The organism is Trinickia terrae (assembly GCF_005144415.1).
GTDB classification, from domain to species: Bacteria; Pseudomonadota; Gammaproteobacteria; order Burkholderiales; family Burkholderiaceae; genus Trinickia_A; species Trinickia_A terrae.
This window is the reverse complement of sequence record NZ_SWJE01000008.1, coordinates 306,014-331,825: the sequence shown is the minus strand read 5'-3', so window position 1 is coordinate 331,825 and position 25,812 is coordinate 306,014. Positions and strand designations below refer to the sequence as shown.

The following is a 25,812-nucleotide window of genomic DNA, read 5'->3' as shown; positions in this document are numbered from 1 at the left end:
CGGGCCGCAGTCAATCGGCTCGACGCCGCTATCGGCGCATCTTCGGCGCTTTCCCGGCCGACTGGCGCGCGAGCTCGACGAATGCCGACAGATAATCGATTGAAGCATCCGCGTCACGCATGCCCAGAAAAATCTGCTTGGCGATGCCGTTCTTGCCGAGCTTGACCGGCGTCACCGCGATCCGGTCGGCGTATTCGTCGGCGAGCCAGCGCGGCAGCGCAGTCACGCCCCGGCCGCTCGCCACCATTTGCAGCATGATGTCGGTCGTCTCGATCACCTTGTGCCGCTTCGGCACGATGCCGGCCGGCGTGAGGAACTGGTTGTAGATGTCGAGCCGGTCGGTTTCGACGGGGTACGTGATGAGGATTTCGTCCGCGAGCTGCTCCGGCTTGATGTAACGCACATTCGCGAGGCGGTGCTGCTCGGCGACGACGAGCACCTGCTCGTAGTCGAAGACCGGATCGAAGCGCAAGCCGGGCTTGTTCAGCGGATCGGGCGTGACGAGCACATCGATGTCGTAGCCGATGAGCGCGCCGATGCCGCCGAACTGAAAGCGCTGCTTCACGTCCACGTCGACATCGGGCCAGCGCGAGAGGTACGGCGAGACGACCTTGAGCAGCCACTGGTAGCACGGATGACACTCCATGCCGATGCGCAGCGTGCCGCGCTGCCCTTGCGCGTACTGCTTCATGCGCTCTTCGGCGAGCTCGAACTGCGGCAGCAGCCGGTTGGCGAGCTTCAGCAGATATTGCCCGGCCTGGGTGAGCCGCAGGCTGCGTCCCTCGCGATCCCATATCGGGGTGCCCAGCTGATCTTCGATCTTCCGGACCGTGTGGCTCAGCGCCGACTGCGTCAGGTTCAGGACACCCGCGGCCGCCGTGAGCGAACCCTGCCTGCCGACCTCGCGAATGATGACCAGATGAATGCGTTCCAGCATGGCGCCCTACCCATGAACAAATATAATCGATAGATGAAATAATGCCATTTTATTTCATGAGCCGAAATACCTATCATCGGGGCCTGTCATTTCTCATTCCCTCCTGCAGGTCCAAATGGTCACTACGCACAATCTTGGTTTCCCCCGCATCGGCGCCAAACGCGAACTGAAATTCGCCCTGGAGAGCTACTGGAAAGGCCTGTCCTCGCGCGACGAGCTCAAGGCGCTGGGCGCGCAACTGCGCCGGCGTCACTGGGAAAATCAGCAAGGTCTCGATGTAGTTCCCGTCGGCGACTTCGCGTTCTACGACCAGGTGCTCGACATGAGCTTCACGCTCGGCAACCTGCCCGAGCGCGTTCAGGGCTTCCATGGCGATGCGCTCGATAACTATTTCCGCGTGGCTCGCGGCCGTTCCGCGCAAGCTGCCGAAGAGCACGGCGCGTGCTGCGGCGGCGTCGCGGCAGGCGAAATGACCAAGTGGTTCGATACGAACTACCACTACATCGTGCCGGAATTCACGGCGTCGACGGGCTTTACGCTCGATCCGTCGCGGCTCGTGACGCAGCTGACCGAAGCCCGCTCGGCCGGCGTGAATGCCAAGCCGGTGATCATCGGCCCGGTCACGTACCTGTGGCTCGGCAAGGCCAAGGACGACTCCGGCCGCCTCGCGCTGCTGCCGAAGCTGCTGCCGGTGTACGGCGCGCTGCTCGACACGTTCGCGGCGCAGGGTGTCGAGTGGGTGCAGATCGACGAGCCGGCGCTCGTCTCCGAGCTCGATCCCGCATGGCAGCAGGCATTCGTGACGGCGTATGAAACGCTCGAGACGCGCCGCGTCAAGCTGCTGCTCGCGACGTACTTCGGCCAGCTGCAGGACAATCTCGCGCTCGCGTGCTCGCTGCCCGTCGATGGCCTGCACATCGACGCCATCAATGCGCGCGACGAAGTCGCGAAGGCGGCTCAAGCGCTGCCGGCGGATCGGGTGCTCTCGGTTGGCGCGATCAACGGCCGCAACATCTGGAAGACCGACCTCGACGCCGCGCTCGAATGGCTCGAGCCGCTTGCCAAGATGCTGGGCGACCGGCTCTGGATCGCGCCGTCGTGCTCGCTGCTGCACGTGCCCGTCGACCTCGCGAGCGAACAGAAGCTCGACGCGGAGATCCGCTCGTGGCTCGCATTCGCGCTGCAGAAGCTTGACGAGCTGAAGGTGCTCGCGTCCGCGCTCAATCAGGGGCGTGCATCGGTTGCCGCCGAGCTGTCGGCGAATGCCGCGGCGATCGAAAGCCGCCGCACGTCGCCGCGCGTCCACAATCCGGCCGTCAAGGCCGCGGCCGCGAAGATCGACGCGGCGCTAGGCAGGCGCGCAAGCGTCTACGGCCAGCGCGCGCCAAAGCAATCCGCGATCCTGAACCTGCCGGCCTATCCGACCACGACGATCGGCTCCTTCCCGCAGACCGCCGAAATCCGTCACGCGCGCAGCGAGCACAAGCGCGGCGCGCTCGACCACGCCGGCTACCAGGCCGCGATGCGCAAGGAGATCGAGCGCAGCGTGCGCGAGCAGGAAGCGCTGGGGCTCGACGTGCTCGCGCACGGCGAAGCGGAGCGCAACGACATGGTCGAGTATTTCGGCGAGCAGCTCGACGGCTACACGTTCAGCCAGCTCGGCTGGGTGCAGTCGTACGGCTCGCGCTGCGTAAAGCCGCCGATCCTGTTCGGCGACATCAGCCGTCCGAAGGCGATGACGGTCGAATGGATCACGTACGCGCAGTCGCTCACCGCGAAGCCGATGAAGGGCATGCTGACCGGCCCCGTGACGATCCTGAACTGGTCGTTCGTGCGCGACGACCAACCGCGTTCGGTGTCGTGCCACCAGCTGGCGCTCGCGATCCGCGACGAAGTGCTCGACCTCGAAAAGGCCGGCGTGCGCGTGATCCAGATCGACGAGGCCGCGCTGCGCGAAGGACTTCCGCTGCGCCGCGCGCAATGGAACGACTACCTGCAATGGGCCGTGGAATCGTTTCGCATCACCGCGAACGGCGTGCGCGACGAAACGCAGATTCACACGCACATGTGCTACTCGGAATTCAACGGCATCATCGCGTCGATCGCCGACATGGACGCCGATGTGATCACGATCGAGACGTCGCGCTCGGATATGGAACTGCTCGACGCATTCGACAACTTCAAGTATCCGAACGAGATCGGGCCGGGTGTCTATGACATCCATTCGCCGAACATTCCGAGCCAGGAGCACATCGTTCAGCTGATGAAGAAGGCTGCCGAGCGTATTCCGGCTGAACGTCTATGGGTGAATCCTGATTGCGGCTTGAAGACGCGTCAGTGGGAAGAGGTCATTCCCGCGCTGACCAACATGGTCGCTGCGGCGAAGACACTGCGCGGCTAGGCGCTTCCTTGCGACTGATGGCGGCGAGGGTGTCATGCGGACGACTCGCCGCCAGGGCGACTCGAGACGGGCGGCGTCATGCAAGAATATCCCTTTCATCTCAGCCCTGCCGCGCAATGAAGACCTTCTTTTTGTACGTCGCGACAGCGATCGCCGAAATTGTCGGCTGCTATCTCCCCTACTTATGGCTCAAGGAGGGAAAGAGCGTCGTGCTGCTGATTCCGGCGGCGCTGTCGCTCGCCGTCTTCGCGTGGCTTCTGACGCTGCACCCGTCCGCCGCAGGCCGCGTCTATGCCGCCTATGGCGGCGTCTACATCTCCGTCGCGCTGATCTGGCTCTGGCTGGTGGACGGAGTGCAGCCCACGGCGTGGGACTGCGCCGGCGTGGCATGCGCCCTTGTCGGCATGACGATCATTGCGTTTCAGCCGGGCTGATCCTGGTCCGGCATCGGCATCGGCGACCATTGCGACATCGGTTTGAGATGCCATTACAATCGCTCACTTCATCCCGACAATCGTCATTAGCGCCATGAAATACCTCCTTGCGTCGACCCTCGCCGCGGCTATCGCAACCGCAAGCACGGCCGCGATGGCCCAAACATCCGGCGGGTGCGCCATCGGGTACGTCACCGGCGTCGGCGGATCGGCACAGAGCATGCGCGAATACCTGACAACGCCCGACAGAGACAGATATCGCTACCTCGCTGACAACCCGATCCAATGCAAAATCTCCGACGAAGGTCGCGCATCCGCCTGCACGGGCGTAACCAGCCTTCGGCATGAGCAAGTCAGCGTGTACGACGACAGCGACAGCGCGACGACGACCGTGGTTGCACGCGTGGAACTCGACCAGGGAACCTACCCCGTGATCATCGTCGTTCAAAAACAGGACGTGCAGTGCCAGCAGTGAATGCCGTCACTGCGCTGACGCGACGCCTCATACGTCGATGATGACCAGCGTTCCGTGGCTGCCCGGCAAAACCGCATGCGGAGTCCCGGCAAGCGCGAGATACATCTGACCGGCTTCCACCACGACCTTCTCTTCTTCGACCTGCAAAAGCAGCTTTCCGTCGACTACGAGCAGCCCTTCGTTGTAGTCGTGCGTTTCCTCTTCATAGGGCTGCTCGTCCATTCTCAGGACTTTGATGTTCGTTGCCCCGACCTGACCGACAACAGTGCCCGGACCGTAACAGAGTGTCTAAATTGCGAGGTTAATCAACTGTGCGTTGCTAGAGTCGGATCAACGGAATACCAACGACAGGAGCGACTCCATGAACGCCACTCTTTCACTTTCCGGGCTGCCGCAGGTGCATACGGAAATCGTTCTGCTGGCGAACGGTTATATGGAGCTCGCCTGTCCCGACTATGAACTTCCGGCGATGCACCGGCACTGGTTCATTCGCCGTACGGTCGATTACCGGGCTGTTTGCTTACTGTAAATCGACTAGGGACGTGAACGTCGAAGAAGCCGGGCGGCTCACTCGCCGCCGTCGAAGTCGTCGATGGCCTTGCGCTCGCGGCGCTCTTCGTTGCCGCGGCGCGCGCGCAAGCGCTGGCGCGACAGCACGGCGATGACCTCGCTCGTGCTCGCGTTAGGGGGAACCTCGTTGCGGATGACGTTGCTCACCATCGGCAGGCCCGAACGCTGACGCCGCAAGGCCTTGGCGATGGCCGTGCGGCACTCCTGACCGTGGCATTCCCATTCGTCGCGGATTTTTCCGCAGTAGCGGCATTGGTCCATGACGAGCAGTCTAACTGCAATCGCCAGACGGCGATGGCGCACCAGAAGCGCCACGAGGTCGCACGCGGGCGCTACGCCGTTCCGTTCCTGCAGTAGTCGGCGTAGCCCGGGCGCCCGGCCAGACGCTCGAAGTAAGCGGATACCGCCGGAAAATCCGGACGCGCCTGAATCGGCGTGCCGAACCAGCGGTTCACCGAAAGCCCGATGGGGATGTCCGCGAGCGTGAACCGCTCACCGGCCACGAAGCCGCCTGCCGCTTCCAGTTGCCGGTTCAGGATGCCGACGTTCTTCGCCCAATTCGCGCACGACGCCTCGATCTCGCTGCGATCCCGATGCTGCTGCGACTGCCTGACGAGCGCGAGAAACGCATAGCTCCACGAGCGGTTCAGATCGGTCGCCTGCCAGTCCATCCATTGATCGACGCGCGCCCGCGCCTGCGGCTCGGCGGGATACAGATGCTCGCCGCCATAGCGCGACGCCAGATAGCGAATGATCGAATTGGATTCCCATAAGACGAAATCGCCGTCCCGGATGACCGGCACCATGCCGTTCGGATTCAGCGCGAGAAATTCAGGCGCGCTAGTCGGACGGAAGCCCGCGCCCCAGTCTTCCCGCTCGAACGGCAATTGCAGCTCGGCGCACGTCCACAGGACTTTGCGCACGTTGATCGACGGTGCTTTCCCAAGAATTTTCAGCATGCGGTCTCCCAAGCGATTGGACAAGGAAGCGATTCTAAAGAGATGCCGTGCGCAACGGCCTGTACAGTTACGCCGAATCCAGCCAACCTGCGTCCAGCCGGTCACGCCTGATGCTTTCAGCGTAATCAGCTAAGATTATCGTTTCCGCAGCTTTCCCCGGCTGCTTTCACCCAGGTTGCAGCCCTCGTCTCCCACTTTCCAGGAAACCAGCATGGTCACATCGAGCTATACGGATACCCGACTCCTGATCAACGGCGAATGGTGCGACGCCTTGAGCGGCAAGACGATCGACGTCCTCAATCCCGCCACCGGCCAGCCCATCGGCAAGGTCGCCCACGCCGGCATCGCCGATCTCGACCGCGCCCTGGCCGCCGCGCAGCACGGCTTCGAAACCTGGCGCAAGGTCCCCGCGCACGAGCGCGCGGGCATCATGCGCCGTGCGGCGGCGCTCTTGCGCGAGCGCGCCGAGGAAGTCGCGCGCCTGATGACGATGGAGCAAGGCAAGCCGTACGCGGAATCGCGCGTCGAAGTCCTCTCGGCGGCCGACATCATCGAATGGTTCGCCGACGAAGGGCGCCGCGTCTACGGCCGCGTCGTGCCGCCGCGCAATCTTTCCGTCCAGCAGACGGTGCTCAAGGAGCCGATCGGCCCGGTCGCCGCGTTCACGCCGTGGAATTTCCCGATCAACCAGGTCGTGCGCAAGCTCTCCGCCGCGCTGGCGAGCGGCTGCTCGTTCCTCGTGAAGGCGCCCGAGGAAACGCCGGCATCGCCCGCCGCCTTGCTGAAGGCTTTCGCCGATGCGGGCGTGCCCGCCGGCGTGATCGGCCTCGTGTTCGGCGACCCGGCCGAAATCTCCGGCTACCTGATTCCGCACCCGGTCATCCGCAAGGTCACCTTCACGGGCTCGACGCCCGTCGGCAAGCAGCTCGCGGCGCTCGCCGGCGCGCACATGAAGCGCGCCACGATGGAGTTGGGCGGTCACGCGCCTGTCATCGTCGCCGAAGATGCCGATGTCGAGCTGGCCGTCAAGGCGGCAGGCGCTGCGAAGTTCCGCAACGCGGGCCAAGTCTGCATCTCGCCGACGCGCTTCCTCGTCCATAACAGCATCCGCGAAGACTTCGTGCGTGCGCTCGTCAAGCACGCGGAAGGCCTGAAGCTCGGCGACGGCCTCGCCGAAGGCACCTCGCTCGGGCCGCTCGCCAATGCGCGGCGCCTCACGGCGATGAGCAAGGTGGTCGAAGACGCGCGCGCCACGGGCGCGAAGATCGAGACGGGCGGCGAGCGCGTGGGCACGGCAGGCAACTTCTTTGCGCCGACGGTGATCTCGAACGTATCGCTCGAAGCCGATGTGTTCAACAACGAGCCGTTCGGCCCGGTCGCGGCGGTGCGCGGCGTCGATTCACTCGAGGAAGCGATCGCCGAAGCCAACCGCCTGCCCTTCGGTCTCGCGGGCTACGCGTTCACGAAGTCGTTCAAGAACGTGCACCTGCTGTCGCAGCAGCTCGAAGTCGGCATGCTGTGGATCAACCAGCCCGCCACGCCCTGGCCGGAAATGCCGTTCGGCGGCGTCAAGGATTCGGGCTACGGCTCCGAAGGCGGGCCGGAAGCGATGGAAGCCTACCTCGTCACCAAGTCGGTGACGGTCGCGGCGGTGTAAGCAATTGCGCGCTGCGCTGAACGCGGCGCTCAACCGTCTCGAGCGTCGGCGCGCGGCGCGCGCACGACGCGCTGGTCGATCACGCCGAACGGCGCGCCGCCCTCGTCGTCGCGCGCCGTCATCCTGACCCTGTCGCCGAAGCGCATGAGGCTCGTGCGCGCCGCACCTTCGTCGATCATCTCGATCACGCGCCTCTCAGCGATGCAGGCCGAGCCCGCGCTGCGGTCCACGTTCGACACCGTGCCGGACCCGACGATCGTTCCCGCCGACAAGCGGCGCGTACGCGCCGCATGCGCGATGAGCTCGCCGAAGCCGAAGTTCATCTCGCGGCCGTGCGGATGGCCAAACCAACGGCCGTTCCACTCGACATTCAAACGCAGATGCACGCGGCCGTCGCACCAGTTCCCGCCCAGTTCGTCGGGCGTGACCGCGACGGGCGCGAAGCTCGTGGACGGCTTGGCCTGAAAGAACCCGAAGCCGGTCTTCATCTCCCGCGGCCCGAATGCGCGCAGGCTCCAGTCGTTGAGCTGCACAATCAGACGCACGTGATCGAGCGCGTCGCGCGCCGTCACGCCCATCGGCACGCGCCCCACCACCACGCCGAATTCGCCTTCGAAATCGATGCCGTCGGCCTCGCCGGGCAGCGGCACGTCGCTCGAGGGCCCGAGGAAATCGTCGCTCGCGCCCTGGTACATCAGGGGCACGGTATCGAACTCTGGGATCGGCGGCGTGCTGAACGCCTGCTCCATCAGGCGGCCGTGATTCAGAAACGCCGAGCCGTCGCACCACTGCGGGCTGCGCGGCAACGGCGCGGCGCAGGCGGCGGCGTCGAACGAATGCGCGTCGAGCGCGCGGCCGGCGTTCAGGTCGTCATAAAGAGCCCGTAGATCAGTTACGACGTCATCCCAACGTTCAAGCGCATCGAGCAAGGTCAGTGCGATGGGCGCGGCACCCACGGCGCAACGCAGGTCGCGCGACACCAGCAGCAAGCGGCCATTCGTGCCGCCTTCAGGCAGTGTGGCGAATTTCATGCGGCCTCCGCTCTTTCGTTCTCGTCGAAGATCGCAACCGCACGCGTCCAGCCCGCCGACGCGCCGCGAATCTTGTGCGGAAAGCAGCTGATGGTGAAGCCGTGCGGCGGCAACGCTTCGAGGTTGTGCAGCTTCTCCAGATGGCAATAGCCGATATCGCGCCCCGCCTTGTGCCCCTCCCAGATCAGCGACGCGTCGCCTGTCTCCGCGATCCTCTTCGCAGTGTAGGAGAACGGCGCGTCCCAGCTCCAGGCGTCGGTGCCCGTCAGGCGCACGCCGCGCGCGAGCAGATACATCGTCGCCTCGTAGCCCATGCCGCAGCCCGCGTTGAGGTAGTCGGGGTGTCCGTAGCGCGACCCGGCGCGCGTGTTCACGACGACGATATCGAGCGGCTCCAGCACGTGGCCGATGCGCGCGAGCTCGGCCTCGACGTCCGCGGCCGTCGCCACGTAGCCGTCCGGGAAGTGCCGGAAATCGAGCTTGACGCCCGGCTGCAAGCACCATTCGAGCGGCACCGCGTCGATCGTGATGGAAGCCTTCGCCTCGCCGAGGCTCGCGTCCATCGTCGAATGGAAATGCCAGGGCGCGTCGAGATGCGTGCCGCTGTGCGTGGTCAGCGTGACCCACTCGGCGGCCGCGGCCTCGCCGTCGGGGTAGTCCTCGGGCTTCGTGCCGGGCAGCATCGCCATGAATTCGGGCAGCGTATCGGCGTGCTTCTGGTAGGTGATCTTCGGCGCGAGCGGCGGCGGATCGGAGAGCACGTCATTCTCCAGATAAATGGAGAGATCGACGAACCGGCGGACGGGTTTCATGCGCGGACTCCTTTAGTTGGGACGACGCTCGAGCCGCGAGAAGCAGAACACGGCCATAGCCGCGATCAGCGCCGCCGCGATTCCTAGGCTGCCGTAGCCGTACTGCTTGACGAGCGTGCCGCCGAGCACGGGGCCGATCGCGGCGCCCGTCATCAGCATGGCCGGCGTCGCGGCGACGGCGCGGCCGGTGCCGTCGAGGCGGGCCAGCATGCCGAAGGCGAACGTGTGGGTGAAGATCATCACGGCGACGAGGACCGAGGACGCCGCCGCGTACGGCGCGAACGCCGCGCTTTGCGCGATGACCAGGGCGAGCGCGGCCTGCACGAGCGGCCCGGCCAGCACAACCCTGCGGCCCGGAATGCGCAGCTCCAGCAGCCCGGCGATGGGAGCAGGAAACAGGTTGACGAAGCCGAGCGCGATCAGCGTCGCGGTCACGGCGCTGAAGCCGAAGCCGCGGTCGAGACCGATGCGCTGGACGAAGCTGAACATCATCGCCTGCGTCAGCCCCATGCAGGCCACGCCGGCCATGCCGAACCACACGGCGCGGTCGAAGCGCGGTTCGGCGGGCGTGGCTGCGACACGTTTCGGTCGCAACGAAGGAAACGCCAGTGCGCTAGTGATGGCCGCAACGCCCATGACGCCCGCGAAAATCCGGAACAGCGTCTGGCCGCCTTGCACGGCGATCACCCCCGGCGTGATGCCGAGAAACGCGATGGCGAAAAAGCCCAGCGTCAGCCCGGCAATCGCGAACAGACGATGCGGGTTCCGGCTGCGTCCGAAGGTGCCGTGCGTGAAGCTCAGGCCGCATCCGGCCGCGATGCCCGCGACGGCGTGCAGCGCCGCCATGACCGGATATCGGCCTGTCGACGCGAGTCCGAAAAACACGAGCGCCGCGACGCAGAAGCCCAGCGTCGCCGCCACGCGCGACGGCAGGCGATTCAGCCTCGGCGAGAAAAACAAGCTGCTGACGACGGCGCCGGCCAGGAACAACGTCGGCAGCAATCCCGCTTGCTGCGGGTCGAGCCGATAGGCGCCAATCAAGGTACCGACCCAGACCGGCAACGCGACCACGTCGACCATGCCCGCGCAGTGCGCAATCATCAGGGCCAGCGTGCCGAGCGCGCCATGCCGCGCCGCCGCGTCGCGTGCGGTTCCTGGGTTGGCTTCTGCCGCCGTCGTGGCGGAAAGATTCGTTTCCATCATCGTGCTCCCGCGTCGTCAGATCGGCCGCGCGAGACTCATATGCGTCTCGTGCATGATGCGGCTGTGCTCAGCCCGGTCGCCGTCGGCGATCTCGATCTCGCCGAGGCGCCCCGAGTTTTCCACCACCATGCGGCAGCGCTCCCAGCGGCGCGCCTGGAACGCCTGCAAGGCGCCCTCGACCGTCGCGCCACGTCCCAGCTCGTCGGCGAGGACGATCGCATCCTCTATGCCGATGCCCGCGCCCGCCGCCATATGCGGCGTGGTCGCATGCACAGCGTCGCCGACCAGCACCACGCGGCCGCTGAACCACGGCTGCGGCATCAGGAGGCTTTCCAGCGGGCGATAGTTGACGAGCGATTGCGGCCCGATCTGCGCGTGAATCGACTGGATCAGCGGCGCGCCGAACGGCGCGAGCAGATCGGCGAGCATGCGCGGCCAATCGCCGGGATCGAGGTAGTCGTTGATCGGACGGTCCTCGGTGACGAAGAGGTACATCTCCTCCTGCGAGACCGGGTTGACGCCCGCCTTGACCTTCTGCCCCATCCACATCGTTGCGCAGACGATCTCCGCCGGACGCGGCAGCACGGCGCGCCACACGCCCTGGCCCGTGTAGTGCGGCTTCGGCGCAGCGGGGAACACGGCATCGCGCACCTTCGAGTAGAGCCCGTCAGCGCCGACCACGAGGTCGTAGCTGCCCTGCGTGCCGTCGGTCAGCGCAACATGCACACGGCCGTCGCGCTGCTTGATCTGCGAGAACGTGCAGCCGAGCCGCACGCGCACGCCGGCCGCACATGTGGCCTTCGCGAGAATGTCGGCGAGCGCGGGGCGCATGATCGCGCCGCCGCCGGGGACGTCGGGGCCGGCCACGCGCGGCGTCGGCAGCGTGGCGATCGCCTGGCCGCCGCCCGTGAACAGGTTCAGGCCGTCGCCGCCATAGCCGCGCTCGAAGAACGCGTCGAGCACGCCGATCGTTCGCAGCGCGCGCAGCGTCGGCCCGCCGATGCTGATGCCCGCGCCGTACGAGCGCCAGCCCTGGTCGATCTCGACGAGGTCGACCTGCCAGCCGAGCTTCGCGCATTGAATCGCCGTTGCCATGCCGGAGAAACCTCCGCCGATGACGAGGACGTGTTGAAGTGGGGATGTCATCTCGGTGTCTCCTTCTTTGATTTCTGCTTCTGCTCTTTACTGCTGCTCTTTGGGGGCTTCATGTGCTTCGTGCGCCGCGGCAAGCACGACGTCGCCGCAGCTCGTCACTTCTATCTCGACAGGCGTCAACCGCTGGCCGAGGCAAGGGCCGAGGAGGCACTCGCCGCGCGCGATGTCGAACTGCGCGCCGTGCGCATGGCAGACGATGCGGGTGCCGTCGCCGTTCAGGTAGGCGTCCTTGCGCCAGGCCATCGGCGTGTCGCCGAAATGCGGGCAGGCGTCGCGGTACGCGCGAATCTCCGCGCCGCGGCGCACGACGAACAACGTGTCGCGCCCGAGTCCGTCGGGATCGAAGCCGCGCGCGCCGGGGTCGGGCAACTCGTCGACGCTGGCAAGGCGCAGCGGATCGGATCGCTTGGACATGGCTGTGGCCGCGCGATGTTCGCCGTCACACCGTCTTCGACGCGGCCGCTGCCGGCGGTGGCCCGCCTGGCGCCCACTTCTCGCGATGCTGGAACAGGAAAAGCTGCGAAGCGTCGGCGCCCATCGGCGCCTCGCGCGCAGTCCAGGCTTCGTCGTGCAGATCCATGTCGGCGTCGTACTCGACGTGGCAGCCGAACGGGCTGTTGAAATACCAGAACCAGTTCGACCCGAACCGGTGACGCCCCGGTCCCCAGAACGACTGATAGCCCCTGGCGACGAAACGCGTGCCGGCCTGCAAGACCTCGGTCGGCCCGCCCATGTGGAACGTGAAGTGCTCGCAGCCCTTCATGAACGGCGGCGTCTGGATCATGAACAGCGTGTGATGGTCGAGCGTGCCGGCGGGCTGAAGGAACGGGCCGACACCCGCGAAACGGTCGGTGCAGCGAAAGCCGAGACGCTCGACATAGAACGCTTCGGCCTTCACGGCGTCGGGCACGAAGTAGACGACGTGCGAAAGCGTGCGCGGCGTGAGCGCCGCGTGGTCACTGACGGCCACGACGTTCGGCGCGCGCTGCGCCGGGGCACCGGGCGCGTTCACCGTTTCGGCCGGCAAGCTCAGCGAGCGGCGCACGGTGACCTGAAAGCCGATCGCGAAGCCCATGTCGTCGACGGATTCGATCGAGCCGTCCGCGAGCTTGCGCACCTCGCGGTCCTTGCGCAGTTCTTGCGTGATCGCATCGAGCGTGGCGGCATCGGCCACGCCGTAGAGCGTCTTGCGCAGCATGCTCGCCGTGCCGAGCGCGGGCGGCAGGCGAGGATCGTCGCGGCGCGCGACTTCGATGCCGGTGCCGTCGAGCGCTTCGAAGCGGCCGCCAGCGTCGTCTTGACGAATGGGCAGCACGCCGTAATCGAGCAAGTACTGGTTGCAGCTCGCGACGTCGTCCACGCCGAAGACAAGCGTATCGGGTCCGATGATGTTCATGAGAGGTGCGTGTCTGTGAATGGATGGAGGTGTCGAAGCGCGGTGCGTGCGCCGAGCGTTTCGGCGACCCAGTCAGCGATGCAGTGTCCCGCGTTGATCGAGTTGTCGAAGCTCGAGTGCTGCACGCCGCCCTCGCGCTCGGTAAAGATCTTGAGCTCGCGTTTCGGGCTGTTCACGAGTTGCTCATAGGTGCGGTGCGCCCAGGCGACGGGGATCTGCGAGTCCTTCTCGCCGTGCGTGACGAGGAACGGCACCTTGATGCGGTCGAGCACGCCGTCGAGATGGACGTTTTCGGCGACGCGCATGAAGTCGTCGATGTCTTTCGCGCCCCAGACCCAGCAGACGTGCTTCCAGTAATGCGGCACCGGAAAGTTGCCTTCGCGTTGCAGGCGCCTCTTCTGAACGTCGCGCCAGTCGTGATTGGCGCCCCACACGACGCCGCAGGCGAAGCGCGGCTCGAAGGCGACCGCGCGCGGGCAGTAGTAGCCGCCGAGCGACACACCCTCCATACCGATGCGCTTGGGATCGACGTCGCCGCGGTTTTCGAGCCAGTCGACGATGCGGCTCGCCCACACCTCCGAGTCGTAGACCGCGGGCAGGCCTTGCAAGCGCAGCGCCTCACCCGTGCCGGGCTGATCGACGATCAGCGACGACACGCCGCGCGCGGCGAGCCACGCGGGCAGGCCCACGAAGTACTTCATTTCCTTGGTCGAATCGAGGCCGTTCACTTGCACGAGCAGCGGAGCGCGCTCACCAGCGTTGTGTGCCTTCACGAGAAGCCCGGACAGATGCGCATCGCCGTAGGGAATCGTGACGCGCTCGCAGTTGTCCCCGGAAAGCGCGATGCTCTTGTCGAACGTGTCGAGCGAACGGCGGTAAAGATCGATGCGTCCGGGCGCATCGTGTTCCAGCATGCGCTCGGACGTGATCAGATAAATCGCGGCACGCTTGTACTTCTCGCCAGCCGACAGCAGCCGCCCTTCCGCCTCGTCCTCTTGCGCCAGCTCGCAAAGACGATCGGCCTTCGCGACCCACGCTTCGCGAAACGCGCGCGTGCCTTCCGCATCGGGCTCTTTGGCCGCTTCCTGCAACGGCCCGCACATGTCCTCGATTTCGCCGATGCGCGCGCCCATTTCGATGGCGAGATTGACGGACAGATTCCACACGTAGTTGGTAGGAAAGTAGCGAAACATGCTGATTACCTGGGTTGAATTTGCGTATTGCCCGGCGCCGATGACGGCGCTCTCGCGCGCTGCGGCGCCGGCCGGCGGTGCTCAGCCTTTGCGCCCGAAGCCAGGCCACAGCGGGATGGCGATGTTCAGCCAGACGCTGCTGCTCTTGGCCGTGTTCGCGGCATAGATGCCTTGCTGATAGTTGAGGTTGACGTTCCAGCTTCTGGCGTCGTAGACGACCGACGGACCGATGCCGAAGGTCCTCATGCGGTTGCCCACGTTCACGCCGTCCGCGTTGTCGTCGCTGAACTGGTTCAGATACGCGCCGACCACGCCGAGCTTCCACTGGCCAAGGTTCCAGCCGGCCTCGAACTCCCCGACGTAGCCGTCGCCCGAGCTGTAGTTCGTCGTGCCGTTCTTCGTGTTGAGCAGCAGGCGGCTCGACAGACCGACGTCGATGCCGTTGGGAACGTTGTAGCGAACCGTGAACACCGGCTGCACCGAGGTGTAGCCCACCGCGACGCTCGACTTCGTCGGACTATAGGAACCCGTCTCCAATGCGAAGTCGATGCCCGACGCAATCGCCAGGTTCTGCGAGAGCTGCCATTGCAGCAGCACCGGCGTCAGCGTGATGTTGGCGAGGCCGTTCTGCGTGCTCGACTGCCCGAAGACGCTGGTATGCAGCGAAACGACCGGAACGACCAGCTGCGTGTACATGTTCGCGCCGAGGAGGTGAAACGGGTACGACACCAGCAGGCGTGTGGTTTCCGAAAACACCGACGTACTGAATGGGATCGGCAGCTTCTTGCCGTCGTTGCCGTAAAGGCCATTCGCAAAGGTGTAATTGAACTGCTCCAGTGCAAACAGGCCGGGAATCGGCGGCAGATTGGCCATGTTCGTGCCGACCGCGCCGGCCGGATACGGCGAAACGCCACCTTCGAAAGCCTGCGCCTCGTTCATCGAACCTAGGGCCAATAACGCGCAGCCGGCTACGGCCGCGATCAGTTTCGTGGACATGCTGTCTCCTCAACCTAGGCGCGCTCACGCTGCCTGGTGTCTCTTTAATGGTGAAGAGCACCGGGCGAAAGGACGACGCACTGCGGTGCGTTCGATCCGAAAGTGCCCTGATGCTGGTCTCCCGATGCGCGCCTTGCACTCGAGTCGCAGCGGGATGTGACGTAGGTTAAGATAGGCCCAGGTATCCTAAAAATGGATTCGATCCATTCGCGATATCGACCGCATCAATACTTTCAGGCTAAACCCTGATATCCGCGCACGGCACGCGACGAATGCGGCACGATGGCGGCCGCAATCGAAAAAGAGGAACGGAGACAGCACGCATGCGGTTCAACAAGCTCGATCTCAACCTGCTCGTCGCACTCGATGCCCTGCTCACCGAACAAAACATCAGCCGGGCCGCCGAAAAGATCCACCTGAGCCAGTCGGCGATGAGCAACGCGCTCGCGCGGCTGCGCGAGTACTTCAACGACGAGCTGCTGGTCCAGGTCGGCCGCAAGATGGAACCGACGCCGCGCGCGGAAGCGCTCAAGGACGCCGTGCGCGACATCCTCGTGCGCGTCGACGCGACGGTCGCGGCGCAACCCGAGTTCGTGCCCGCGCAATCGAACCGGCTGTTTCGCCTGCTCGTCTCGGACTACACGATGACGACGCTGATGCCGCACTTGCTCGCGCTCGCGTACAAGCAGGCGCCGGGCATCCGCTTCGAGCTGCGCGCACAGGTCACGCATCCTCACCGCATGCTGGAGCGCGGCGAGGCGGACCTGCTGATCATCCCCACCGAGTTCTGCTCGACCGAGCATCCGTCGGAGGTCGTGCTCGAAGAAACGTTCTGCTGCGTGGTGTGGAATCAGAGCCCGCTCGCGACGGGCGCGTTGACGGCCGAGCAGTACATGGCGGCGGGGCACATCATCGTGCATCTCGGCGAGGGCCACTTCGGGCTCGAAGACGGATACATGCAGCGGTTCGGCTTCGTGCGGCGCGTGGAGGCGACGACGTTCAGCTTCGTGTCGCCTGCGCACCTTCTTGTTGGCACGGACCGCATCGCCACGATGCACCGGCGGCTCGCGCAGCAGTGTCTGCGCAGCTTGCCGGTCGTGATACGCGAGGCGCCGGTTCCCGTCCCCACGATGGAGCAGGCCGTGCAATGGCACAAGCATCGGACGGCGGACCCCGGGCTCAGTTGGCTGCGCGGTCTGCTGAAGAAAGCCGCAGCTGCTATGGACGAAGCGCTTCATGACGGCCAGTAACAGCAAGAGCGATGCTGCGGTCATTGCGCCTGCCATCGTCGAGCCGCGCTGGCTCGTGTTCCTGCAAGTGTCGGCGTCAGGCAGCTTGAGCAAGGCAGCCGCTGCGCTCGACATGCCGCAGTCGATGGTCAGCCGCAACATCGCGCAGCTAGAGCAGCAATGCGGAGAACGATTGTTCCGGCGCACGGGGCGCGGCGTCGTGCTCACCGAGTTCGGCGAGCAGATGCTGCCGCGCGTCACGCGTCTCGCGGCCGAAGCCGATGCGCTCGCCGACGATATCCGCAGCGCGCGCGGCCAGCCTGCGGGCGAGGTGCTGCTGGGGCTGCTGCCGTCGGCGGTGAATCATTTGGCGGGGCCGCTGTTCGCGGCCGTGCGCGCCGAGTTGCCGGGAGTCAGGCTGCATCTGAGCGAAGCCGCCAGTGCGCAGCTCGAGGAGCATCTGCGCGAAGGCCGTCTCGACATGGCCGTCGTGCTGAAAGAGGACGAAGCGAGCATCGGCGATTGCCGCGTGCTCGCGCGCGTGCCGCTGCATCTGGTCGGGCGTCGCGGCGATCCTGTCGTCGGAGCCGGAGGCGGAGGCCGCGACGTGCCGCTCGCCGCGCTATCGGACCTGCCGCTCGTCGTGCCGGGCCGGCCGCACCTGCTGCGCGCGCGGCTCGACCGTCTCGCCGTGCAGCATGGCTTGACGCTGCATGCCGCCGTCGAAGTGGACTCGGTGCGGCTCCAATACGAAGTCGCGGCCGCCGGCGGAGGCTATGCAATCGCCTCGGTGCTGCCCGGCAAGCTCGACGAACGGCTCGCCTCGTCGCGCATCGTCGAGCCCGTCCTGGAGCGGTTCGTCGTGCTAGCCGAGTCGCCGCGCCGTCCTCATACGCGGGCGACCCTTGCCGTGCGGCGCTTGCTCTGCAACCTCGCCGATTCGCTGGAAGCCGAAGGCAACGCCAGCCATCGATCTTCGGCATAGCTGCTTTCGACTTCGGGCAGTGCCCGAAACCAGCAGCGCGTTCTATCGTGTGCCGGCCATTCACTTCCAGGCCCGCGCAATGTCAGACGCCTCTCTTGCCGAACCCGGTTCCCCCACGCTCTTCCTCAGCGACGCCAATGTCGCCTCGCTCGCCGACTGGCCTTCCGCCGTCGCGGCGCTCGCCGAAGCCTACGCCCGGCCCGTCTCCGTCGCGATGGTGCCGCCGCGCTCGATGGCGCGCGGCGACGGCACCTGGCTGCGCAGCCTGACCGCCGTCTCGCCGAGCGGCGCGCACATGGGTTGCAAGCTGATCGCCGCCAATACGCGCGCGCGCCGCGCCAGCTACCTGATCTCGCTGTTCGACCAGCAGACGATGGAACTGCGCGCGCTGATCGACGGCAACCGCGTGACGGGACTGCGCACCGCGGCCACGGCGACGCTGGCCGTCACGCTGCTGGCACCGGACCGGCCGCTGCGCATCGCCGTGATCGGCTCGGGCTTCGAGGCGCGCGGAGCACTCGATTGCCTGCATGCGGTACACGTGCTGCACAGCGTGCGTGTCTACAGCCCGACGCCGGCGAGCCGCGAGCGCTTCGTGGAGAGCTTTCGCCATGCGATGGACATTACCGCTGCGGAAAGCCCCGAAGCCGCCGTGCAAGACGCCGACGTCATCCTCTGCGCCGCCCGCAGCCGCGACGAATCCCCCGTGCTGCGCGGCGCCTGGCTGCCCCCCGGCGTCACCGCCGTCTCGCTTGGCTCGACGCTGCCCGAGCAACGCGAAGTCGACGAAGAGACGATGGCGCGCGCCGCCTGCATCGTCGCCGACATGCCCGACGAGGTCGAGCACGACACCGGCGACGCCATCGCCGCCACGCGCGCCGGCGTCGTGCTCTCGGGGCGGCTCGTCTCGCTGGGCGCACTCGTGGCAGGACGCATCACGCCGCGCCGCGCGGATGACGACATCGTCGTCTACAAGTCGGTCGGGTCCGCTTTGCAGGACGTCGTGATCGCCGAGATGCTGCTTGCGCGCGCCCTTGAGCAACGACTCGGCACGCCGCTTCCAGCGAGCATCACGCCCGTTGCGAAATAGCACCGCCGCCGCTCGCGAACTCATTCAAGCACTCACTCCAAGGAGACTGCCTCTCATGGCCAGCTACAAGAAGCCCGACGCCCGCGCCTGGGCGCGCGAATACCTCACCGGCTGCTCGGCCGTCACGATCCCGAGCTATGGCGCGGACCTGAAGCGCCTCAACGAGCGCGGCATTCGCCACGACATCGAACTCGCAATGGAATTCGGTTTCCGCTACACGCTGCTGTGCAGCGAAGTCGCGCTCACACCCGAAGAGAACGCGCAGTTCACGGCCTGGGCGCGCGACACGGCGGGCGCCAGGCTCGGCCTCTTCTTTCATGCGGCGTTCGGCACGCTTGCCGAGAACATCGCAGCAGTGAAGCTCGCGGAACAAGCGGGCGCCGACATCGCGCTGCTCTCGTACCCGCCGCAGTTCTGGCCGACGAGCGAACGAGAAATCTACGACTACACCAAGACCTTCTGCGACGCGACGGACCTCGCCGTGATGCTGTTCCCGATTCCGCTCTGGGGCTTCGAGCGCGTGCATCCGGCGGGCATGTCTGTAGAACTCGTGCGCCGCCTGCTGAACGATTGCCCCAACATCGCCGCGATCAAATCGGAGCAAGGCTTCCCACTACCGGCCGGAATCTGCGAGATGTATCACCACTTCCGCGACGACGTCGTCATCAGCTGCCCGATCGAAGGCGATGCGATTCCGCTGATGAGCCTGATGAAGCTTCAGTTCTCGGGCACCAGCAATACCGCGTGGATGAGCGGCTACTATCCGAAGGCATTCGAGCTCGCACACAACGGGCAATGGGAAGAAGCGATGGCGCTGTACTGGAAGGTCAACCCGGCGCGCGGCGCGAACGGCGCGGCGGCGCAGACGTATGCGGGCGGCACGGGCGTGCTGAACCGCACGATGTGGAAGTATCAGGATTGGCTCGCGGGCTTCAATGGCGGCCCGTTGCGCGCACCGGCGATGCGCGTGCCGGACCGGTTGATGAAAACGCTGCGGCAGGGGCTGGCGGCCTCGGGATTGCCGGTTACCTCCGATCCGGATTCCGCCTTCATGGCGGGCCGCTTCCCCTGCTGAGGACGTTGACGATGAAGCATCTTCTGAAAGATCCCGCGTTGTGGTGCGAAAGCGCCTTAGTCGCAGGCGAATGGGTCGAAGAAACGCCACACGGCCGCTACGCGCTGCGCAATCCAGCCGATCAGTCGCTGCTCGTCGAATTGCCGCGCTGCCGCGAGCCGGAAGTGCGGCGCGCGATCGACGCCGCGCACGAAGCCTTCGGCCCCTGGCGGCGGGCGACCGCGAAGCACCGCGGCGAAGTGCTGCGGCGCTGGTACGAGTTGACGATGGAGCATCGCGAAGACCTCGCGACGCTCATCACGCTCGAAGAAGGCAAGCCGCTCGCCGAGGCGCGCGGCGAGATCGACTACGCGGCGTCGTTCCTGCGCTGGTTCGCCGAAGAAGCGACGCGCGTGCGCGGCGACGTGATCCCAGGAGTCAAGGAAACGCAGCGCATCATCGCGCTGCGCGAGCCGATCGGCGTCTGCGCCGCGATCACGCCGTGGAATTTCCCGGCGGCGATGATCACGCGCAAGGCCGGGCCGGCGCTGGCCGCAGGCTGCACGATGGTCGTCAAGCCCGCGAGCCAGACACCGATGACGGCGCTCGCGCTTGCCGTCTTGGCCGAGCGGGCAGGTGTTCCGCCCGGCGTGTTCAGCGTGGTGACCGGCAACGATACGCGCGCGATCGGCGGCGAGCTGACCAGCCACCCGCTCGTTCGCAAGCTCACGTTCACCGGCTCGACCGAAGTCGGCCGCACGCTGCTCGCGCAGGCCGCGCAGACGATCAAGAAATGCTCGATGGAACTGGGCGGTAACGCACCCTTCATCGTCTTCGACGACGCCGATCTCGACACCGCCGCCGACGGCATCGTCGCCGCGAAATTCCGCAACACGGGGCAGGCCTGCATCAGCGCGAATCGCGTGCTCGTGCAGTCGAGTGTCTACGATGCGCTGGCGGAACGCGTCGTCGAGCGTGTCGCGCGACTGCGCGTCGGCAACGGCCTGAAGCGGGACGTGCAGCTCGGACCGTTGATCGACGAAGCTGCAATAGCGAAGGTCGAAGAGCACGTCGGCGATGCGCTCGCCAACGGCGCGCGACTGTTGCACGGCGGCCACCGCCACGCGCTCGGCGGATTTTTCTTCGAGCCGACGGTTCTCGCCGACGTGACGCCCGCGATGCTGATCGCCCGCGAGGAAACCTTCGGCCCGGTCGCGCCGCTATTGCGCTTCGACTCCGACGACGACGCGATCGCGATGGCCAACGACAGCGAATACGGGCTTGCCGCCTACCTCCACAGCCGCGACGCGGCGCGCATCTGGCGCAACGCCGCGCGCATCGAAGCGGGCATGGTCGGCATCAACTGCGGCCTGATCTCGAACGAGGTCGCGCCGTTCGGCGGCGTGAAGCAAAGCGGCCTCGGCCGCGAAGGCTCGCACCTGGGCATCGACGAGTTTCTCGAAGTCAAATATCTGTGCTGGGACGGGCTGGTTCCCGTCTGATCTAAGCCGTCTGCGAATTCCGCGGTCACGACGCGTGGCGTGCCGCGCGGCACGCAGTGCGCTGACCGCTCCGCCCGGAGCCTCGAGCGGGCGGCGGCATGCCGACGATTTTTTCAAGCGTCACGGTTCTTACCCCGATGCTTCCCTATACTTCGATCTGCCGCAGATAGAAAGCCAGGCGTCAAACACTACAAACCGCTTTCAAAGCCTTGCGTGCCGAAGCGACGGCGACAACGCATCCTGCCGCCCCCCTCGCGCCGCAAGCGTCGATCTGGAGGGAGACATGAGCCTGCCTGCAAGCGAATCCTCGGGCGCCGGGCACGTCGGCGAGCCGCATCCGCACAAGCCGGCCATGCCCGCGCTGGCGCTGGCCGCTCTCGGCGTCGTCTATGGCGACATCGGCACGAGCCCCCTATACACGATCCAGACCGTCTTCGATCCCGCCAACGGCCTCGCGCTGAACCGTTTCAACCTGATCGGCATCGTGTCGCTGATCTTCTGGTCGCTGATGGTGGTCGTCTCGCTCAAGTACGTCGCGCTGATCCTGCGCGCGAACAACCACGGCGAAGGCGGCATCATGGCGCTGCTCTCGCTCGCGGCCTCGTCGGTGGCGAGCAGAAAGCGCCTGCGCAACACGCTGCTCATCGTCGGCATCATGGGCGCGGCGCTCTTCTTCGGCGACAGCGTCATCACGCCGGCGATCTCGGTGCTGAGCGCGGTCGAAGGGCTCGAAGTCGCCGCGCCGGTTTTGAAGACCTACGTGATCCCCGTCACGCTCGCCGCGCTGATCACGCTGTTCGTGGTGCAGAAGCACGGCACGGCCGGCATCGGTGCGGTGTTCGGGCCCGTGATGGTGCTCTGGTTCGCCGTGATCGCGATCGTCGGGCTCGTCAACATCATGGACGCCCCCGCCATCCTCACCGCGCTCAATCCTTTCGCGGGCCTCGCGTTCTGCCTGCATCACCGCTGGCTCGCGTTCGTCGCGCTCGGCGCGGTGGTGCTCTCGCTGACGGGCGCCGAAGCGCTCTATGCCGACATGGGCCACTTCGGCGCAAGCCCGATCCGCCTCACATGGTTCGGGCTCGTGTTCCCTGCGCTCGCGCTGAATTACCTCGGACAAGGCGCGTTGCTGCTCGCCGACCCGTCCGCGATGCAAAACCCGTTCTACCGGCTGTTCCCGCAATGGGCGCTGTTCCCGATGATCGTGCTCTCGACTGTCGCCACCATCATCGCGTCGCAAGCCGTCATCTCCGGCACCTACTCGATGGCCAAGCAGGCGATGCAGCTCGGCTTCCTGCCGCGCATGACGGTCGTCTACACGTCGGCCAAGGAGATCGGCCAGATCTATGTGCCCGGCATCAACTGGTCGCTGCTGTGCGCGGTCGTGGCGGCGGTAATCGGCTTCGGCTCGTCGACGGCGCTCGGTTCCGCCTACGGGATCGCCGTGACCGGCACGATGCTCATCACGACCTGCCTGACGTTCTTCGTCATCCGCTACGCGTGGCATTACAACTGGTTCCTGTGCATGTTCGCCACGGTGTTCTTCTTCATCATCGACGCCACGTTCTTCTCCGCCAACTTGCTGAAGATCGTGCAGGGCGGCTGGTTCCCGCTCGCGATCGGCCTCGTCATGTTCACGGTGATGGCCACCTGGGGACGCGGCTGGGAAATGATGCTCGCCGAAGCGCGCGTGCGCGCCGGGAGCACACCGCTGAAGACGTATCTGCAATCGTTGCTCGCGCACTCGCCGACGCGCGTGGGCGGCACGGCGATCTTCCTGTCGCCCGATCCGAACAGCGTGCCGCATGCGCTCCTGAACAACCTGATCCACAATCGCGTCTTTCACGAGCGCGTGGTGTTCCTGACCGTGAGCACGAAGGAGATCCCATGGGTGCCGCCGAGCGAACGCGCAACGGTGCAGCGGCTCGACGGCAACTGCTACCAGGTGACGATCCACTACGGCTTCAAGGACGAAGTCAACGTGCCCGACGCCCTCGATGCCTGCAAGCCGTTCGGCCTCGTGTTCGAGCCGACTCAGACGTCGTACTTCCTGAGCCGCGCCAACGTGGTGCCGGTGTCCGGCAAAGGGATGGCGCTGTGGCGCGAGAAGCTGTTCGCGGTCATGCTGCACAACGTGGGCAACGTCGCGGCTTTTTTGAAGCTGCCGGCCAACCGCGTCATCGAGCTCGGGGCTCGAGTGGAGATTTGATGTCCTGATGGGAACCAGGCTGATACCCACGCCGCAAGACCGGCAAGACCCCGCGCTCGAAGTCCTGTGGGTCTTTCTAAAGCTCGGGCTCACGAGCTTCGGCGGCCCGATCGCGCACCTCGGGTATTTCCGGCGGCAATTCGTGGAACGGCTGCGCTGGCTCGACGACGACACCTACACGGATCTGGTTGCGCTGTGCCAGCTTCTCCCCGGTCCCGCGAGTTCGCAGATCGGGTTCTCTTTGCTCGTGCGCTGGAAGGCGCCGCCGCTTGTCGCCGCTATCTTTCGCGTGGCGGCGGCCTTGCTCGAGCCGATGCTCGGACTATCCGGCTAAAGCCGTTCATCGCGCACCGGGTGCTCGTGTTGAGCCGCAGAACGTCATTGCGGTCGTTCACGCAAATAGCGCTCGACGCTTGCAACGAGCGCAAGCGGCACCTCGTCCATCGGGTAGTGCCCGGCATTCGGCAGGACTTCCAGCGTCGAATCCGGATACCAGGCCAGGTAGGTCGCGTTCATCAGCGCGGCGTCGTAGACCGGGTCGTGCTCGCCGATCAGCACGCGCACCGGATAAGCCGCACCCTTGACCGATTCGCTGAACCCGCCGCGGCTCCACGCCTTCATGTAGGCGCCGAAAGCATGCGGTGAGGAATGCGCCCACGAGTACGCCGCTTTGGATCTCGTCCAGATTGCCGGCAAACGGTTCCCCGTGCTTCGATCGATGATTGCCTGCCGGATCTCGACCCTCTTCGCCGCCGACTCGAACAGAGCGCGCCGGCTGTCGTCGAGGACAACGCCGCACGACGGCACTGGCGCAACGGGAATAAGCATGCGCACGCGCTCCGGCGCCAGCATCGCGACGCGCTCGCTCGCCGCGCCGCCCATCGAATGGCCGATCAGGCTGAACGTATCGAATCCGAGTGCATCGGCGAGCGCCAGGGTATCGTTCGCGATTTCATCGAACGTGTAGTCGCCGCCGGCCGCCTGCATATCGCCGTAGCCGCGATAGTCCATGAATACATACGTGAACCGATTGCCGTCGAGCGCCGGTTCGATGGGTGCGAACGAGCGTGCGCCGCCAAACCAGCCGTGCAGGACGATGACCGGATGGGGGCCCGTGCCCACGCGATGAAATGTATTGATCATTCAGCCTCCGTAGTCAAAAGAGAATGGGTCCTGCCCATGCTAAAGAGGCGGACCCTGGCTCGCTTTCGGCATCGGGTCAATTTCTGTAGACTTCGGGCCATGCGCGATACCCTGCTCGGTCCCTACGAAGACATCCCCCGCTCCGTCGTCGTCACGGCCAACGACTACCCCGCGTCGTCCGTTTTTACCGCGCACACGCACCGTCGAGCACAATTTGCCTATGCGGCATCGGGAACGATCAGCATGTATACGTCGCGCGGCAATTGGGTCGTGCCTCCCGCGCGCGCTTGCTGGATACCGGCAGGCGTGGTGCACGAAATGCGCCTCCGCGGACCCGTGACGATGTTGAATACGTTCGTCTCCACGGAGACAGCCAAGGAGAAAAGTCTTCCTGACGACTGCTGCGTGATGGGTGTATCGCCCCTCTTGCACAACCTCATCACGGAAGCGATCGACCTCCCCTCGCACTACGATCTCGACGGACGCCAAGGAAAGATCATGGGGCTGCTCGTCGAGGAGATCGCCGTCATGCCGAAGCTGTCGCTCAACGCGCCTCTGCCGGCCGATGCGCGGCTCGCGCGGCTGTGCCGCGCGCTATTGGACAAACCATCGCTGCAAGTCGGCATCGACGAGATGGCCAACTCGCTCAACATGAGCCGGCGTTCGTTTACGCGCTTTTTCAGGGCGCAAACCGGCGTCGGCTTCGCGCAATGGCGGCAGCAAGCCTGCCTCTTGTCCGCCGTCGCACGCCTTGGGGGCGGTGAGAATGTGACCCGCGTCGCGCTGGATCTCGGCTACGGCAGCCCGAGTGCGTTCACGGCATCGTTCCAGCGCATGTTGGGCATGCCGCCGAGCCGCTACTTCAAGAAGTGGCCCGGCGAGCATTGATCGTACCTGCCTCTCCTGCCACTCAAAAAAACAGCAGTACATCAAACACTTCGCGCCGAAAGAAAAAGCCGCTTCTCAAGTTTCGTTGATCCGGATTCCGAATCAAATAACGAAATCTTACATTTGTGGCGGATTTTCCTGGCGCGAAGGTGCTACGTTTGTTGACTGAGCCGCATGAACGCCCACAGGATCAGCGATGAGCAGCCCAACCGCCACGACTTCGACTTTTTCTGCAACCTGCCGCTATTGCGGCGGTCGCGTCTCGCGGCCTGTCTCGTTCTGCCCGCATTGCGGCGCCAACGCGCAGATCGCATTCTCGTTTGCAAATGCGAAATCGCCGGTTAAGGGAACGAACAGCAATGCGCCGCTCGGCGACGCGATTCGGCCGCCACGGCCGGTTCCGCTCTTCGTGCCGGCCGGAGCGAGTACTGGTGCGCATGGCGGCACCCCTTCTCCGGCATACGGCGCGGCGCGTCAATGGGGACTGAAAAGC

The 25,812-nt window shown here is 65.5% G+C and carries 25 protein-coding genes and 1 pseudogene; 13 read left to right on the top strand and 13 right to left on the bottom strand.

Annotated features, from left to right (window positions below; all coding sequences use genetic code 11):
• Nucleotides 1-28: 28 nt before the first annotated feature.
• Complete coding sequence (locus FAZ69_RS16550) at nucleotides 29-937, bottom strand: LysR family transcriptional regulator (protein WP_136896141.1); 909 nt, start codon at nucleotides 935-937, stop codon at nucleotides 29-31.
• Between the two features lie 115 nt (nucleotides 938-1,052).
• Between FAZ69_RS16550 and metE the strand changes: the two genes are divergently transcribed.
• From metE to FAZ69_RS16535, 3 genes are all read left to right on the top strand, one after another.
• A complete protein-coding gene (gene metE, locus FAZ69_RS16545) occupies nucleotides 1,053-3,338 on the top strand; it encodes a 5-methyltetrahydropteroyltriglutamate--homocysteine S-methyltransferase (RefSeq protein WP_136896140.1) in 2,286 nt (761 codons plus the stop codon).
• Nucleotides 3,339-3,454: 116 nt separating this feature from the next.
• Nucleotides 3,455-3,772 carry a YnfA family protein gene (locus FAZ69_RS16540; RefSeq protein WP_136896139.1) on the top strand — a complete coding sequence of 106 codons (318 nt, stop codon included), beginning with the start codon at nucleotides 3,455-3,457 and terminating at the stop codon, nucleotides 3,770-3,772.
• A 94-nt stretch (nucleotides 3,773-3,866) separates the two neighbouring features.
• A complete protein-coding gene (locus tag FAZ69_RS16535; RefSeq protein ID WP_136896138.1) occupies nucleotides 3,867-4,247 on the top strand; it encodes a hypothetical protein in 381 nt (126 codons plus the stop codon).
• Between the two features lie 27 nt (nucleotides 4,248-4,274).
• On the opposite strand, the pseudogene FAZ69_RS16530 reads toward FAZ69_RS16535, so the two are convergent.
• Nucleotides 4,275-4,514: pseudogene (locus tag FAZ69_RS16530) on the bottom strand (cupin domain-containing protein); the annotation flags it as partial.
• Nucleotides 4,515-4,608: 94 nt separating this feature from the next.
• Here FAZ69_RS16530 and FAZ69_RS33295 point away from each other — a divergent pair.
• Nucleotides 4,609-4,776, top strand: coding sequence for a hypothetical protein (locus FAZ69_RS33295; RefSeq protein ID WP_169708670.1), 168 nt, complete (start codon nucleotides 4,609-4,611; stop codon nucleotides 4,774-4,776).
• A gap of 38 nt (nucleotides 4,777-4,814) precedes the next feature.
• Here FAZ69_RS33295 and FAZ69_RS16525 read toward each other — a convergent pair whose 3' ends face one another.
• Nucleotides 4,815-5,078: a hypothetical protein gene (locus tag FAZ69_RS16525; protein WP_136896136.1), complete on the bottom strand. Its 264-nt coding sequence runs from the start codon at nucleotides 5,076-5,078 to the stop codon at nucleotides 4,815-4,817.
• Nucleotides 5,079-5,149: 71 nt separating this feature from the next.
• Nucleotides 5,150-5,776 (bottom strand): glutathione S-transferase family protein, encoded by a 627-nt coding sequence (locus tag FAZ69_RS16520; protein ID WP_136896135.1) that lies wholly within the window; start codon nucleotides 5,774-5,776, stop codon nucleotides 5,150-5,152.
• Nucleotides 5,777-5,987: 211 nt separating this feature from the next.
• Between FAZ69_RS16520 and FAZ69_RS16515 the strand changes: the two genes are divergently transcribed.
• Nucleotides 5,988-7,433, top strand: a complete 1,446-nt coding sequence (locus FAZ69_RS16515; protein WP_136896134.1) for an NAD-dependent succinate-semialdehyde dehydrogenase — start codon at nucleotides 5,988-5,990, stop codon at nucleotides 7,431-7,433.
• Nucleotides 7,434-7,462: 29 nt separating this feature from the next.
• On the opposite strand, the gene FAZ69_RS16510 is transcribed toward FAZ69_RS16515, so the two are convergent.
• The 8 genes from FAZ69_RS16510 to FAZ69_RS16475 all read right to left on the bottom strand — a co-directional run bounded on the left by FAZ69_RS16510 (nucleotide 7,463) and on the right by FAZ69_RS16475 (nucleotide 15,219).
• The gene (locus tag FAZ69_RS16510) at nucleotides 7,463-8,464 is read right to left on the bottom strand and encodes a fumarylacetoacetate hydrolase family protein (RefSeq protein WP_136896133.1); all 1,002 of its coding nucleotides are present in this window, start codon (nucleotides 8,462-8,464) and stop codon (nucleotides 7,463-7,465) included.
• Entirely contained in the window at nucleotides 8,461-9,276 is an 816-nt protein-coding gene (locus FAZ69_RS16505) for a cyclase family protein (RefSeq protein ID WP_136896132.1), read from the bottom strand. The genes FAZ69_RS16510 and FAZ69_RS16505 overlap by 4 nt, the downstream gene beginning before the upstream one ends.
• A gap of 12 nt (nucleotides 9,277-9,288) precedes the next feature.
• A complete protein-coding gene (locus FAZ69_RS16500) occupies nucleotides 9,289-10,476 on the bottom strand; it encodes an MFS transporter (protein WP_136896131.1) in 1,188 nt (395 codons plus the stop codon).
• 18 nt (nucleotides 10,477-10,494) lie between these two features.
• On the bottom strand, nucleotides 10,495-11,625 hold the full coding sequence (locus tag FAZ69_RS16495) for an FAD-dependent oxidoreductase (RefSeq protein ID WP_136896130.1): 1,131 nt from the start codon (nucleotides 11,623-11,625) through the stop codon (nucleotides 10,495-10,497).
• A 36-nt stretch (nucleotides 11,626-11,661) separates the two neighbouring features.
• A complete protein-coding gene (locus tag FAZ69_RS16490; protein ID WP_136896129.1) occupies nucleotides 11,662-12,048 on the bottom strand; it encodes a Rieske (2Fe-2S) protein in 387 nt (128 codons plus the stop codon).
• A gap of 25 nt (nucleotides 12,049-12,073) precedes the next feature.
• Complete coding sequence (locus tag FAZ69_RS16485; protein ID WP_136896128.1) at nucleotides 12,074-13,030, bottom strand: VOC family protein; 957 nt, start codon at nucleotides 13,028-13,030, stop codon at nucleotides 12,074-12,076.
• Nucleotides 13,027-14,223, bottom strand: coding sequence for an alpha/beta hydrolase family protein (locus FAZ69_RS16480; RefSeq protein WP_136896127.1), 1,197 nt, complete (start codon nucleotides 14,221-14,223; stop codon nucleotides 13,027-13,029). Before FAZ69_RS16480 ends, FAZ69_RS16485 begins: the two co-directional genes overlap by 4 nt.
• A gap of 81 nt (nucleotides 14,224-14,304) precedes the next feature.
• Nucleotides 14,305-15,219, bottom strand: coding sequence for a SphA family protein (locus tag FAZ69_RS16475; protein ID WP_136896126.1), 915 nt, complete (start codon nucleotides 15,217-15,219; stop codon nucleotides 14,305-14,307).
• A gap of 323 nt (nucleotides 15,220-15,542) precedes the next feature.
• Between FAZ69_RS16475 and FAZ69_RS16470 the strand changes: the two genes are divergently transcribed.
• The 7 genes from FAZ69_RS16470 to FAZ69_RS16440 all read left to right on the top strand — a co-directional run bounded on the left by FAZ69_RS16470 (nucleotide 15,543) and on the right by FAZ69_RS16440 (nucleotide 23,622).
• A complete protein-coding gene (locus FAZ69_RS16470; protein WP_136896125.1) occupies nucleotides 15,543-16,469 on the top strand; it encodes a LysR family transcriptional regulator in 927 nt (308 codons plus the stop codon).
• Nucleotides 16,456-17,433, top strand: coding sequence for a LysR family transcriptional regulator (locus tag FAZ69_RS16465; protein WP_136896124.1), 978 nt, complete (start codon nucleotides 16,456-16,458; stop codon nucleotides 17,431-17,433). Before FAZ69_RS16470 ends, FAZ69_RS16465 begins: the two co-directional genes overlap by 14 nt.
• 79 nt (nucleotides 17,434-17,512) lie before the next feature.
• Entirely contained in the window at nucleotides 17,513-18,523 is a 1,011-nt protein-coding gene (locus tag FAZ69_RS16460) for an ornithine cyclodeaminase family protein (protein ID WP_136896123.1), read from the top strand.
• A gap of 55 nt (nucleotides 18,524-18,578) precedes the next feature.
• Nucleotides 18,579-19,598 carry a dihydrodipicolinate synthase family protein gene (locus FAZ69_RS16455; protein ID WP_136896122.1) on the top strand — a complete coding sequence of 340 codons (1,020 nt, stop codon included), beginning with the start codon at nucleotides 18,579-18,581 and terminating at the stop codon, nucleotides 19,596-19,598.
• Between the two features lie 11 nt (nucleotides 19,599-19,609).
• Complete coding sequence (locus FAZ69_RS16450) at nucleotides 19,610-21,079, top strand: NAD-dependent succinate-semialdehyde dehydrogenase (protein WP_136896121.1); 1,470 nt, start codon at nucleotides 19,610-19,612, stop codon at nucleotides 21,077-21,079.
• A 283-nt stretch (nucleotides 21,080-21,362) separates the two neighbouring features.
• The gene (locus tag FAZ69_RS16445; RefSeq protein WP_136896120.1) at nucleotides 21,363-23,288 is read left to right on the top strand and encodes a potassium transporter Kup; all 1,926 of its coding nucleotides are present in this window, start codon (nucleotides 21,363-21,365) and stop codon (nucleotides 23,286-23,288) included.
• A 7-nt stretch (nucleotides 23,289-23,295) separates the two neighbouring features.
• Nucleotides 23,296-23,622, top strand: coding sequence for a chromate transporter (locus tag FAZ69_RS16440; protein WP_439654775.1), 327 nt, complete (start codon nucleotides 23,296-23,298; stop codon nucleotides 23,620-23,622).
• A 44-nt stretch (nucleotides 23,623-23,666) separates the two neighbouring features.
• On the opposite strand, the gene FAZ69_RS16435 is transcribed toward FAZ69_RS16440, so the two are convergent.
• Nucleotides 23,667-24,431 carry an alpha/beta fold hydrolase gene (locus FAZ69_RS16435; protein WP_136896119.1) on the bottom strand — a complete coding sequence of 255 codons (765 nt, stop codon included), beginning with the start codon at nucleotides 24,429-24,431 and terminating at the stop codon, nucleotides 23,667-23,669.
• Nucleotides 24,432-24,530: 99 nt separating this feature from the next.
• On the opposite strand from FAZ69_RS16435, the gene FAZ69_RS16430 reads away from it, so the two are divergent.
• Entirely contained in the window at nucleotides 24,531-25,319 is a 789-nt protein-coding gene (locus tag FAZ69_RS16430) for an AraC family transcriptional regulator (RefSeq protein ID WP_136896118.1), read from the top strand.
• The last annotated feature ends 493 nt before the right edge of the window (nucleotides 25,320-25,812 follow it).